This is a genomic window from Rossellomorea pakistanensis, assembly GCF_016908495.1.
Taxonomy (GTDB): domain Bacteria; phylum Bacillota; class Bacilli; order Bacillales; family Bacillaceae_B; genus Rossellomorea; species Rossellomorea pakistanensis.
In genome coordinates this window covers 316,082-329,476 of record NZ_JAFBDZ010000001.1, presented here as the reverse complement: position 1 = coordinate 329,476, position 13,395 = coordinate 316,082, and the positions used below count along the sequence as shown (strand labels likewise).

The window sequence follows — 13,395 nt, the reverse complement described above, 5'->3', positions numbered from 1 at the left end:
CAATAGATTTCCGAAAAAAACTTGTTCCGACAAGGAAATATTTTGAGAAAACCTTATTTAAGGTTTTCTCTTATTTGATCAAGTACACGCAAGCAAGTCTCTAAATCTTTTGTATCAATTCCCTTACCAGCTTCATTAATTGTGTTCGTAGCCAGCTGTTCAAGGTTTTCACGTATTTTTTTACTTTCATTGGTCAAACAAATGATGTTAACTCTACCGTCATCTGGATGTAAGTTTCGTTTCACTAAACCACGTTTAATAAGGTTATCTACCAAACGTGAGACGCTTGCTTGGTCTCTTTCGTTCTGACGCGAAAGGCTATTTTGGGTTTGGCCATCCTTTTGATATAATCGACTCAAAATTTGCCATTGTTCATATGTAACAGGATAATCTTTTGATTTAAAATTTTGATTTAGCTTATTACACATAAGGCGGGAAGCATGAAATAATTTATAGCCGAGTGAGTCATCGAGACGATATTTCAATATGAACAATCCTTTATGATGATATTTTTGTCTTTCAGTAGTTGGTGATTTAACTTATTCTAATGTGTACATCATCCAAAAGCCGATATCTTTAAACCCTAATCTTTTATAGATTTTACCTGAGTCCGGATTATCATAAAAAAGGCACAGCTCTTTTCCTTCATCAAGAACATCCTTACATAGTTTGGTCATACATTGGGAAGCATACCCTTTTTTCTTATTATCCTGATCCGTGCACACACCAACAATCATTGCAGATAAACTGTTTTCTGCAGTAGTTGATGCAGAAGAGACCATTTTCCTATTTTTCTGAATGTAGTAACTGCGAGATACGCCTTTTTCCATACTCCGTTTTTTGGTTTTTATGTCAAGTATAGCAGATTCGAATTCTGGTATACTTTTTAATAGATTAACAAGGTCCGGAAGATCTTCTATGTTGGCTTGTTTTACAAGAGAAGTGTCTATACCTTGGAGTTTTTCATCATTTGTACATTTTGCATAATATAATTCTCTTTTTTGTGTAATCTTTTTTGATAAATACGGTTCAATTTTGGCAGTTATATCCTTAAGTCCGGAAAGGTATCTGCACTCTGAATGATTTATAATGTCAGCAAATCCCTTTGCATCAAATTCCGTTAAAGAAAAGGGAATGAAATTTTCTTCATATTTTAATAGAACAGCATTTAAATTTCCCTGATTATCAAAGTCTCCCCAAAGGGTTTGGAAATCTTGTTCATAACCGTATGCTTCTATATCGCCTATTATAAATAAATTTTCCGCTGGTTTTATCTGAATAAGGTTCTGACATTTTTCATTGTCGTCTCTAGTTAGTTTCCTAATCATATTTTTAACTTCTCCCCCCGTTGTTGTATTGTTTATATTAGCAAATATCAAAATATTTAGTAAAGAATTATTTTAGATTTTTATTCCAATTCTCTTCAACAAGCTCTGAGTTTATTTTAATACCTGTTTCATATCCATCACTAGCTGCACCCACTATTCCGGCAAACCCTTTTGTTGCATCTCCTACAATGTAGATTCCATCAATATTTGTGAGACCATGTTCTTTTGTTTGATATCGCCCTTTTTCATCCATCTCTACTCCTAATTTAGATGGTAGATTTGAGGACTGTACTGTATTTGTCATCACAAATCCGCCGTCGCGCCGAATGATTCTTCCATCGGTTAGGATGACTTTTTTTAGTTGACTAAGGACAGATTGGACTTCCTGTATCGGCGTTTCAATAAGTGGGATTCGGTGTTGCTTCAGTTCATTCTTTTGTATGTCACTTAAATTACACTTTCCATTGGTAAAAACCATTAGATCCTTACTCCAATGGGAAATGAGTTTAATATATGTAAAGAGTTCAACTTTATTTCCAAATACAGCTAATTTAGTGTTTTTATGTTCCCAACCATCACAATACGGACACGGGAAAACAGAGGTGCCATAGACATCAATAAAACCAGGAATCATAGGAAGCTGATCCTTCATTCCTGTTGCAAATATGACTTTACGGGATTGATAATTGAAGCCCTTTTTTGTAGTAATGTTGAATATTCCTGCTTTTTTTTCAATATCGATCACTGCGTCTTCTATAGAATTGACTGTTTTGTATTTCTTTAGTTCTTCCTTTGCAAGTTGTCGAAACTTTACAGGAGAAATCCCATCTCTTGTTAAATACCCATGAGATCTTTTTGTGGAAGCATTTCTAGGGTGATTATAATCAATGATTAGCACCTTTCTTAGGGATCGCCCTAACACTAGAGCAGCACTAAGCCCTGAAGGTCCCCCACCGACGATTACAACATCCATTATAAACTGATTCATGTAAACCCCCATTAATAAGCATATTAATTAGTGGATAAGATTTGTATTCTTCGCTCATAGTATTAGGAATTATTGAGAAATTATTTAACTATGTTGAAAAAGACCGGCTGTTTATGGAAGAGTATACGATTTTACCCTATTATGAATAGAACCCTTAATTGCTATACCGCATTAACGTAATGCGGGACGGTTCTTGGTTGCGTTAAAGTATTAACGCAACCAAGAACCGTCCCCGAGTGGTTTAACGTGGTGAAGTGTCACTTTTGAGTTTAAGGTAGCAGAATGATGCAATGGTTGCGAAGATTCCCCCAATGAGTATGGTTTGTTCGGTACCAATTTCTTCAGAGAGGATTCCAGCAAGAAATGCAGATAATGGAACGAGTACCCATGTCATAAATCTGCTTGTAGCCTGGACACGACCTAAAAGTTCGTCTGGGGTTAGTGATTGCCTAATGGTAATAATACATGGATTTTTCATGGACGCTGCAATTGTCCCGATGGCATTTGCTGCAATTAATATCCAATATACTTGAGTAAAACTAAATAAGATGATTGAGAGTCCCCCAATGAAAGCGGAGAAAAATAGAATTGCCCGGTATGAAAAGAACTTTCTTAAAAAATTCGTTAAAAGTGCCCCACCTATTGCGCCAACACCGCCCAATGAAAGCAGGATCCCTATTTGTTTAGGATCTAAATGAACCACATCTCTTAAATGAAAGACCATCATTGTTAAAAATAAGGTAGTTCCGAATACAGAGAAGAGCATAGCGATATTGGTATATAAAATTGCCTTTGTTTTAATGACGAATCGAAACCCTTCTTTAATATCTTCCAGTAAGGGTTGTTTCGTTTCTCTAATGTAGGTACTTTTCGTCATCGGAATGGTTAAAATCGTCAAAAAGGCTATCCAAAAACTAAGACTATTTAATAGTAATGCATAACCAGGATTGTAAAAGCTAATGACTAGTCCCCCTAGACCTGGAGCAATTAAAGTCGCAGCATTAAAAAACCCCGTATTGATAGAATTAATGGCTTGCAAGTCATCCCTTCGAACTAATTTTGGGACAAGAGCAAACTGTGTAGTATTATAAATTTCACTCAATACCCCTATGGTAAAAGCTCCGACATATAAATGCCATATTTGCATTTCTCCTGTTATGAATATAGCTCCTAGACAAGCGACAATTCCCCCTCTTAAACTATGACACATAAGCAATAAGTTTTTTCGATTGATACGGTCTGACAACACTCCTGTAAATGGCTGGAGTAGTATGGGTAACCGTTCTAAAGCAGCAACAATTCCCATACTAAGTGCAGAACCAGTGATACTTAACACCATTAGTGGAATCGCGATTATATAAATTTGATTCCCAAAGAAGGAAACTATATTCCCTCCTAAAAACCGAAAAACCTTATAATTTCTTTTTAGCTCTGGTAAGTCATTATTATTTAAAACAACTGCTGAATCCCCCATCGTTTTTCTCTCCTTATTCTTTTGTTAGAAAATGTGTTAATTCTACTGGCAAAGACTCCAAGGGACCTCGTTTTAAAGTATATTTGGAACTTTCGATATCTACTAATTTCGCAGAACGGAGGATTTTTAAATGATGATGAATGGTCGACTTTCCAATTTGAATATGTTCTGTAAGTTCTTGAAGGGTTCGACCTTTCTCATATAAAAGTTTCACTATTTTTAGTCTTACTTCATCTCCTAGTGCTTTATATCTAAGAACTAATATATGATTTGGCCTATATGAATCAGCAGGATCCAGGCTTTCATTACTAATCGGATAATAAAAAACCTTAGTCCCTTCAATATCTGCTTCTATATTCCATGGACGGTATATGTATTGAGGTATTAATAAAACCGTATGAACACTTGGCTCAGGTAAATAGTGAATGCCGCCAGTTGCCCATTCAACTAATTCTTCAGGTCTTAATTTTAGGCTCATTTTTGTTTTTGCATCTACATCTCGTTGTAAAATCAAATTCATTGACTCTGCATTTGGTTGAATAACAGATTGGTACCACCCAACCATGACAGAAATGAAGTGAGTTTTTAAGATATTGACTTCGGTACTACAAATGAATTCAATATACTTTGGGAAAAAGTTATGATCTTTAGTTTTATCCATTAGGGAATGAGTTGCAGCTTTATCTCCAGATGCTGCACGTTTCCTTGCTTCTTGAAATTCAAGTCCTAAGTAAGGAAGACATTGATACCTTAGATCCTCTTCTTGGAGATATTCAATAAAGTGGATGAATTCGTCTAAGGAGGAAATATCATTTTTGTGTAAAAGTTGAAGAATTGCCTTCCATGTATTGTGTCTTTCGACGAAATCTAAATGTTCTGTCATTTCCTTGCTTAAGATTGCCCTAACATCCTCCCAATAAGATTCAGGCTTTTCAAGAGTATTGAGCAAAGGAGTATTTGTTACAGCGGCAATTCCTAAAGCACATTCCCACATTAGTGAATACTTCAATTCAATATGATACGTCTCCCGCTTTCGACCAGTCGCATTCAAAACATCCATCAAATCACCTCATATTTAATTTCTTATTTTATTCTATACTCACCGAACTATAAATTCAATAAATATAGAATTTAAATTTTATATTCTTCGAACTAATGTGCTTTAACCCGGTAAAACTGCATAGTAAAAGGGGACGGTTCTCGATCACGTTAATACTTTAACGTGATCGAGAACCGTCCCCTAGTGGTTTAAAGCGGTGGTGTGTTTTATTGGATGTCCATTTCGAGTTCTTGGATTCGTTTTTCTAGGTAGCGCTGGTCTTTTTGGGCATGGAAGGTTTCGGCTTTTTCGACAATTACATTGGTATTGTATTCTGGGATGTGAGCGTGTTTTTCATATACACCCTTTGGAATGATAACATTTCCTTCAGGCCAGTACACGGCTATATTTCCTTCTTTTACTTGATCCAATTTAGCTCTGCCTTGAAGGACTCCGTACTGATTATAAGCAACTACACTATCTCCATCTTGAATCGCCAGCCGTTTTGCATCATTTCTGTGAAGAATGATGTCATAGCGATCGGCAGAATTAAAAGGATCCTTTTCACTATAAATCATCGAATTAAACTGTTTTCCACGCCGGGTGGTCACATAAAATTGTCCTTCTGTCTTGCGATGTTCAGGGATCCCAATTGGAAGTAAATTCCCCTTACCATCCACTGTAGGACAAATTCCACCTTCACATAACCAAGCGCCTCCCCATTGAAAGACATCACCTTTATCTTTCAAGTGTTGAATTCCATTATAATGACGATTGGCAATGGCGATTTCCTTTCTTATTTCTCCTGCATCTGTAAAATGAATAAGATGCCCTTTATCAGAATTTACTCTTTTTGCTAAATCGATATAAATCTCCCATTCAGCTCTTGCTTCTTCAATTCTTGGCCCTTTAATTTCTGGACTAAAATAGACCATTCTCTCGGTACTCGTTGAAGTGCCTCCCCCCTGCTGTTCATAACGGGTCATTGCCGGAAGAACAATGACTTCTTCTTTAGCTTCAACTAGTGTCGATGTATTTAAAATAATATCTTGATGGACACGCAGTTCAACATTTTCAAGTATTTTCTTAATATGCTCTGGATCTGGCATCGTTTCTAAAAAGTTTCCCCCGCTCGTATAGAACAATTTTACTTTTCGTTCATGATAATCTGGTAAAAGTATATTCTCGAGCGTTTGACCAATTGTATCGCCCTGCCAAATAGGAATTGGAAATCCCCATAGCTTCTCCATACGTTTACGATTTTCTTCATCAAAATCACTTCCAGGTAAAACAAATGGATCGGCACCCATTTCACCTGAGCCTTGCACTCCACTATGACCTCTAATCGGCATTACTCCACAATGCTCTCTTCCTATAAAGCCGCGGAGCATTGCCAAATTAGCAACCTGAGAAATATTGTCTGTACCGAATCTATGCTGTGTAAGTCCCATGCTCCACACAAAAACTCCTGATTTACTTCTTGCTAATAGTTCGGCAAATTCTAGCATTCTTGCTTTAGACAATCTTGACGATTTTTCGAGTTCTTCCCATTTCTGCATTTTAAGATGATTTTTAAGTTCTTTAATACCGTTTGTATGCGTCTTCACAAATTCATGATTAATAGCAGCCCCTGGTTCCTTTTCCTCCATCTCGAACCAATGCTTCATAACTCCGTTCATGAAGGCAATGTCTCCTCCAATATTTACTTGATAGACATCATCGACAATTTTCGTCCCAAATAATGCGCTTTCAGGAATGGAAGGAATCCAATAATTTTCCATGGACGGCTCGCGGTATGGATTAATATTAATAATTTTTGTTCCAGCTTTTTTGGCAGCGTACATATATTTTGTAGAGACTGGTTGGTTATTTGCAGCTACAGATCCCCAAAAAACTAATACATCGGTACCTATCCAGTCCTTATAATTACAGCTAGATGCCCCAATCCCTAAAGACCGTTTAAGGGCCGTTTTACTTGGCGAATGACAAATTCTTGAGGCATTATCAATATTATTTGTCCCTAGAAATCGAGCAACTTTAGCGGCGGTGTAATAAACCTCATTTGTAATTCCGCGAGCCGTCAAGTAAAAAGCTAATTGTTTGGCATTAATTTTAGAAATCTTCTCAGCAATTCTGTTCAGAGCTTCATCCCATGAAATTCTCGTAAACTTATTTTCTCCTTTTTTTCTTGAGAGCGGAAATGGTATTCGACCTAGCTTCCTAAGCTCTGTACTTGAGAGTTTGCTTAATGATGCAATATCTTCAAAATGTGTGGGGTCGATGGATGACATTGTATTCAGCCTTAGTACATTCAATCTAGTTGTACACAAGTGCGGCCCTTTTAGAGTTTGATCCTGTAATCCAGAGACCCCTAATGCACAACCGTCGCAAACGCCTTCTGTTAAAATTCTATATGCATAGGGCAGATTATCTTTATTTTCCCAAGCGACTTTTATTGTATCTTTAATGTGATGAGGCTTTACTTTGCCTAGTCCCATTGGGGAAATTCCGGCCCAAAGTGATGGTCTTGGTTTCTTGTCAAGCTTCATCGGTCCTTTATGTCTTGTTTTTCCCATATTCTCACTCCTTTTCTGTGAGATGTTATTGTTTTAAGTAAATCAATGTTTAAGTTATCTGTCAATTTATTTTCTTACTTTTCAAAATTCAATAAGTTTATTATAGTATTCGAAAAGGGATACGGAAAATGAAGGTGGTTTAATGAAGGAATTTATTCAAAAAAGACCTATTATGAGATTTCAAAATGGTGAGCTTGTTGATGCTGAAGATGTGATTGTCTCAGAATTTCCATTGACGATTTTTGTAAATAACGAAGAATTTGCTACAATGGTATGTTCTCCTGACAATTTGAAAGAGCTTGTGTATGGATTCCTTGCTTCAGAAGGAATCATCAGAATGTATAATGACATCCTTTCCTTTGAGCTTGATGAAAACAAAGGGATGGCATATGTTCAAACCTCTTCCCCTATTTCGATAAAACAAGAAAATTATTCAAAACGATTTATCGGTTCCTGTTGTGGAAAAAGTCGTCAATTTTATTTTCAACATGATGTAAAAACGGCAAAAACCGTGATGACTGAAACTAAGATTTCACCACATGAATGCTTGTATCTAATGGAAGAAATGCAAAAGCAAAGTGATGTGTTCCAGGCTACAGGCGGCGTTCATAATGCAGCACTCGGGACTACATCATCAATAATGATTATTCGAACGGATATCGGACGTCACAATGCTCTAGACAAGATACTAGGGTATTGCATACTTAACCGTATTTCTGTCAGAGATAAAGTATTAGTCTTTAGTGGGAGAATCTCATCAGAAGTCTTACTGAAGGCAGCAAAAATCGGTGTTGGTGTTATTCTTTCAAGATCAGCCCCTAGTGAATTAGCCATTAAACTAGCTGAAGACTTAAATATTACGATGGTAGGATTTATTCGTGGTGGAAGCTTTAATGTTTATACACATTCAAAAAGAATAAATAATTAACTTATTATGATTAGAAATGGATACGTCAATAGATGTTTAAATGAGTAAATCCTAGTGTGGGTCTAATATTGTCAATAACACTAGGAATATCCAAATGAATAAAAAACCAGAACCTAATATAAAGGTTCTGGTGATAAAAGGTCTTATGCTCATTTATTCTTTGTCTCGATTCTCGTTTTCAATATGTGCATCCACTGGACCGAGCTGAGCTTTCTTTTTTTCTTTCCGACTCTTTACTTTTTGGAGAATTTTTCTGTAATTTAATGTAATTGTTTTTGGTTCATAATGTTCAGAAGCACGGATGTCTTGATTGGATGCTTTCATGAAAGACCAACCCAACATAACCATAATGAATAATAGTGGAAATCCACCAACAATACTTGCAGTTTGGAGTGTGTCTAATCCTCCTAGAAACATTAATACTAAAGGTAAAAAACAGAGAGCGAAAGCCCAAAATAACCGATTCCATTTTAATGGCTCATCTTTTACTTCCTTTTGTACAACAGCGGCCAAAATATATGAACTCGAATCAAACGTTGTTGCAAGAAACACAACCGCTAATATTGTAAAAATAAATACCATTAGAAATGATAACGGCAGTTGACTAATGACTTGTATGATTGCTTTAGGAGCACCTTGGTCATTTAGTACGGATATAACATCATAACTACCGGTTAGCTGCAGATGAAGACCATAGTTCCCTAAGACACCAAAGAATAATAGACTCCCAATCGAACCATAAACAATCGTTCCAACAATCATTTGTCGAATGGTTCTTCCACGAGATATTTTTGCTACGAACAGCCCTACAAAAGGAGCGTATACTACCCACCAAGCCCAATAAAAGACTGTCCATGTTTCTGGAAAGCTTGTTTTTTCATATGGGCCAAGTTCATTATATGGCTCAGTCCAAGTACTCATATGAAAGAAATTATCCAGCATGAGTCCTAAACTATTTGTAGTCGTTTCTAAAATAAATTTTGTTGGACCAAAAATAAATACAAATCCAAGTAAAAAAATCGCCAGAATCAGATTAACATCTGAAAGTATTTTAATTCCTTTTCTTAGTCCAGAATAAGCACTAACGGCAAAAATAATGGTAACCAAGGCAAGTATGGCGACATTAAGGATCATATTTACAGGTATTCCTGTCATGTAATTTAAACCTTCTGCAATCATCGGAGTACCAAGAGCTAAAGTTGTCCCAGCACCACCTAATAAACCAAAGATAAATAGTATATCAATAACAGTACCTAATGGACCATCTGCAAGTTTTCCAATTAATGGCCGTGTAGCTTCGCTAATTTTTAATACTGGCTTCTTTCGAACGTAATAAAAATAAGCAATTGGCAAGGCAGGTAATGTATAGATCGCCCATGCGATTGGACCCCAGTGATATATCCCGTAAGTACTTGCCCATGCTATAGATTCTTTTGACCCAGGAGTTAATCCAAATGGAGGTCCTTGATAATAATACGCCCATTCAATGGTTCCCCAATAAAGAATACTAGAACCTATTCCTGCACAAAACAACATTCCGGCCCATGAAAAATTGTTAAATTTAGGTCTTTCCCCTTCATTTCCAAGCATTATTTTCCCATTATCACTAAAAGCAACAAAAACTAAAAAGAAAAAGATTCCTAATCCTATAATTAAATATAAGACCCCAAAAGTCGATGTCATAAATACTTTTGCTGAATTTACAAACTCTTGACCTTGTTCTGGAAAGAGGATCAAGGGCACAGTAACCAAAAGCAATAAAAATAATGCTCCTAGAAACGTTGTCCAATCAATTAAGCGATTCGTCATCATTATGTACCCCTTTTAGTAGTTATTAAGATTATTTTTTACAGAAGCTTTAAATTTATCCACTATATATATGTGATGCTTCTAATATTCATTTACAAATGATAAATATACATATTTTTTGTAAACTGTTTTAAATAAATGGTTGACATATGCGGTGATCCATTATTATCCTTTAATAGTAAACAAATTTAGTAATGGAGGAATAATGGCATGAAGAAATTTACCACTCTTGATTTAACTCTAGGTGCTATATTTGTTGCCATGATGACTGTAGGAGCAAATATTACCTCAATTGCACCATTTATGGTGGTTGGGGGTATTCCGATAACATTACAGACCTTCTTCGCGATACTATCTGGGGTTGTACTCGGAAGTCGCTTAGGAGCTTTCGCCATGTTTACTTATGCTTTATTAGGACTTGTTGGAGTTCCTGTATACGCTGGTTTTAAAGGCGGTATGGTGTCACTGATTAGTCCAACATTTGGATTTATTCTTTCTTTTATCCTGACAGCGTTTGTTGCGGGTAAACTAATCGAAAAGAAGAGATCCTTCAAGATGTTTATTTTTGCTGCTCTAATTGGAATGACAATCAATTATGTCTTTGGAACCAACTGGATGTACTTGGCATACAAGCTGTGGTTTACAGCTCCAGAAGGCTTCACCTATAAAATGGCATGGTTGTGGATGGTTGTTCCTCTTCCGAAGGATATTCTTTTAGCAATTGTGGCTGGAATAATGGCATTCCGACTTGAAAAATCGATTCTGTCTAAAAGAAGATTCAAACATATTAAGAAAGTAGCATAATGAATTAGGGGGAACTACAATGGGGAATTGGAATCAGTTAGCAAAAAACGTTTTAAATGGATTGGAATTGACGGATGAAGAAGCACTTTCAGTTTTAGATTGTCCTGATGAGGAGATTCTTGTTTTACTTCATAGCGCATATCAAGTTCGAAATCATTATTATGGAAACAAAGTTAAACTCAATATGATTATCAATACGAAATCGGGGCTATGCCCAGAAAACTGCGGGTATTGCTCACAATCAATCGTTTCTACTGCACCAATTGAAAAGTATAGAATGTTAGATAAAGGTACGATTGTAAGCGGAGCAAAGAATGCTCATGACTTAAATGTTGGTACCTATTGTATTGTTGCTAGTGGTAGAGGTCCAAGCAATCGTGAATTGGAACAGGTTGTTTCAGCTGTCAAAGAAATCAAAGATCAATATAATATGAAAGTCTGTGCTTGTCTTGGGTTATTAAAAGAAGACCAAGCGATTAAATTGAAAGAAGCTGGTGTAGATCGTTATAATCACAACATCAATACTTCTGAAGAACACCATGAATCAATTACTACCTCACATACCTTTAAAGATCGTGTTAATACAGTTGAATTGATAAAAGAACAAGGGATCTCTCCTTGCTCTGGAGTTATTATTGGGATGAAAGAGACTAAGCAAGATGTCATAAATATGGCAAGAAGTTTAAAAGTACTAGATGCTGACTCGATCCCAGTCAATTTCCTCCATGCTATTGATGGGACTCCTTTGGAAGGTGTAAACGAGTTAGACCCTCGCTATTGTTTAAAGGTTCTTTGTTTGATGAGATTTATCAATCCAACTAAAGAAATAAGAATTTCAGGTGGTAGAGAAGTAAATCTACGTAGTTTACAACCACTTGGTCTATTCCCTGCCAACTCTATTTTTGTTGGTGATTACCTGACAACGGCAGGTCAAGAAAGCAATTCAGATCATCAAATGCTCATGGATTTGGGCTTTGAAGTTGATTATGTGAAAGAAACTGTAGAATCATAAGAAAAAGACCTTTCCCAAAATTAAGATGTCCGGAACACAACTCTTCATATATAGAAGAAGCCCTCTGGACATCTTCTATATATGGACAATCATAGTGGTACCGGACACCTGATAGGACAGTCCCTTAATGATCATTAAACAATGCATCAATATCTATATATTTAATATCTATCTCCGATTCTTCTACAAATAAATCCTCTGTTTCTTCTAATAATTGATCAATATCCATCTTAATTTCCTCCTTATAATGGAAATTCATCTTTTATAATAATATTCCCCTATTGTTATTAATTTATGGGTGTAGTTGTGAATTTTTTGTAAAAGTTTACATTCAATCAAGGGACTCTATTCTAGTAAAATTTACTAGAGACAGAAGTCATGCGGATTGTAGGTTGATGGTAACAACTACCTGTTCCAACCTTCACTTAATTAGTATTCAATATAACTATGAAAACGTTAAAATTAGTTTCTATCATGTTGTTGTCTGTCACTTTAGTCTTAGGTTTAAGTACATCTTCGAAAGTCTTTGCATCTAGTACATACACTGTAAAATCTGGAGATACTATGTGGAAGATTGCTATGAAGTACCAAGTGGGAGTGCCTGAACTTATTGAAGCAAACTCACAACTAAGCAATCCAAATCTGATTTATCCTGGGCAACGCCTTACTATTCCAACTACTGACCAAACTTCAGAGACCTATACGAATGAAGTGGTAAAGCTTGTGAATCAAGAGAGAGCAAGAGCTGGGTTAGCTCCACTTAAAGAAAACTGGGAGTTATCAAGAGTAGCCCGATATAAATCAGTAGATATGATTGCTAAGAATTACTTTAGCCATACTTCTCCTACTTACGGTTCTCCATTTCAGATGATGAAGGATTTTGGGATATCCTATCAAGCAGCTGGTGAAAACATTGCAGCTGGACAAAGAACACCTCAAGAGGTTGTTCAAGCATGGATGAACAGTGAAGGACACAGGAAAAATATCATGTCCCCTACTTTTACTGAAATCGGTGTAGGATATGCGAAAGGTGGATCGTATGGTCATTATTGGACCCAGATGTTTATAAAGAGATAATGAGTATTCAATGAGCCTGTATTCTCATAAGAGAGTATGGGCTCATTGAATGATAGAGTTTTAAATGTCTTGTTAATGGGTAGATAGTAAATAAATGAAAAGTAGGAGTGTTCATATTGAAAGGATTATTAAAGAAAATAATTAAATACGGACCCATCATTTACCCAATTGTTAGGAAGTTTTTAAATAAACGAACTCGTTCTCATTAATAACTAGAGCCTGATCCAATATAAGGATTAAGGCTTTTTTTTAAACAAGCTGTTAACATCTACTCCCCTACTCTACTATTATGAAGAAGATTTAAAGACTAATCCCATTGATACGCTTACAAGCAATTAGTAAAATCTACTAAATTTATTC

11 protein-coding genes are annotated in these 13,395 nt (G+C 36.0%); 4 read left to right on the top strand and 7 right to left on the bottom strand.

Features of this window, described 5'->3' with window-relative positions; translation table 11 throughout:
• Positions 1 to 53: 53 nt before the first annotated feature.
• From JOC86_RS01665 to JOC86_RS01640, 6 genes are all read right to left on the bottom strand, one after another.
• Positions 54 to 485, bottom strand: a complete 432-nt coding sequence (locus JOC86_RS01665) for a MarR family winged helix-turn-helix transcriptional regulator (protein WP_239587345.1) — start codon at positions 483 to 485, stop codon at positions 54 to 56.
• A gap of 54 nt (positions 486 to 539) precedes the next feature.
• Complete coding sequence (locus JOC86_RS01660; RefSeq protein ID WP_205168040.1) at positions 540 to 1,328, bottom strand: GNAT family N-acetyltransferase; 789 nt, start codon at positions 1,326 to 1,328, stop codon at positions 540 to 542.
• A gap of 67 nt (positions 1,329 to 1,395) precedes the next feature.
• Positions 1,396 to 2,316, bottom strand: a complete 921-nt coding sequence (locus JOC86_RS01655; RefSeq protein ID WP_239587344.1) for an NAD(P)/FAD-dependent oxidoreductase — start codon at positions 2,314 to 2,316, stop codon at positions 1,396 to 1,398.
• 241 nt (positions 2,317 to 2,557) lie between these two features.
• Entirely contained in the window at positions 2,558 to 3,790 is a 1,233-nt protein-coding gene (locus JOC86_RS01650) for an MFS transporter (RefSeq protein ID WP_205168038.1), read from the bottom strand.
• A 13-nt stretch (positions 3,791 to 3,803) separates the two neighbouring features.
• Positions 3,804 to 4,850, bottom strand: coding sequence for an ArsR/SmtB family transcription factor (locus tag JOC86_RS01645; RefSeq protein ID WP_205168037.1), 1,047 nt, complete (start codon positions 4,848 to 4,850; stop codon positions 3,804 to 3,806).
• Between the two features lie 206 nt (positions 4,851 to 5,056).
• Positions 5,057 to 7,405, bottom strand: coding sequence for an FdhF/YdeP family oxidoreductase (locus JOC86_RS01640; protein ID WP_205168036.1), 2,349 nt, complete (start codon positions 7,403 to 7,405; stop codon positions 5,057 to 5,059).
• 142 nt (positions 7,406 to 7,547) lie between these two features.
• On the opposite strand from JOC86_RS01640, the gene fdhD reads away from it, so the two are divergent.
• The gene (gene fdhD / locus JOC86_RS01635; RefSeq protein ID WP_205168035.1) at positions 7,548 to 8,333 is read left to right on the top strand and encodes a formate dehydrogenase accessory sulfurtransferase FdhD; all 786 of its coding nucleotides are present in this window, start codon (positions 7,548 to 7,550) and stop codon (positions 8,331 to 8,333) included.
• Between the two features lie 153 nt (positions 8,334 to 8,486).
• Here the strand turns inward: fdhD and JOC86_RS01630 are convergent, their stop codons facing one another.
• Positions 8,487 to 10,142, bottom strand: coding sequence for a BCCT family transporter (locus tag JOC86_RS01630; protein WP_205168034.1), 1,656 nt, complete (start codon positions 10,140 to 10,142; stop codon positions 8,487 to 8,489).
• A gap of 210 nt (positions 10,143 to 10,352) precedes the next feature.
• Between JOC86_RS01630 and JOC86_RS01625 the strand changes: the two genes are divergently transcribed.
• From JOC86_RS01625 to safA, 3 genes are all read left to right on the top strand, one after another.
• A complete protein-coding gene (locus tag JOC86_RS01625; protein ID WP_205168033.1) occupies positions 10,353 to 10,946 on the top strand; it encodes a biotin transporter BioY in 594 nt (197 codons plus the stop codon).
• 19 nt (positions 10,947 to 10,965) lie between these two features.
• Entirely contained in the window at positions 10,966 to 11,958 is a 993-nt protein-coding gene (gene bioB / locus JOC86_RS01620) for a biotin synthase BioB (protein ID WP_205168032.1), read from the top strand.
• A gap of 447 nt (positions 11,959 to 12,405) precedes the next feature.
• Entirely contained in the window at positions 12,406 to 13,035 is a 630-nt protein-coding gene (gene safA, locus JOC86_RS01615) for a SafA/ExsA family spore coat assembly protein (protein WP_205168031.1), read from the top strand.
• The last annotated feature ends 360 nt before the right edge of the window (positions 13,036 to 13,395 follow it).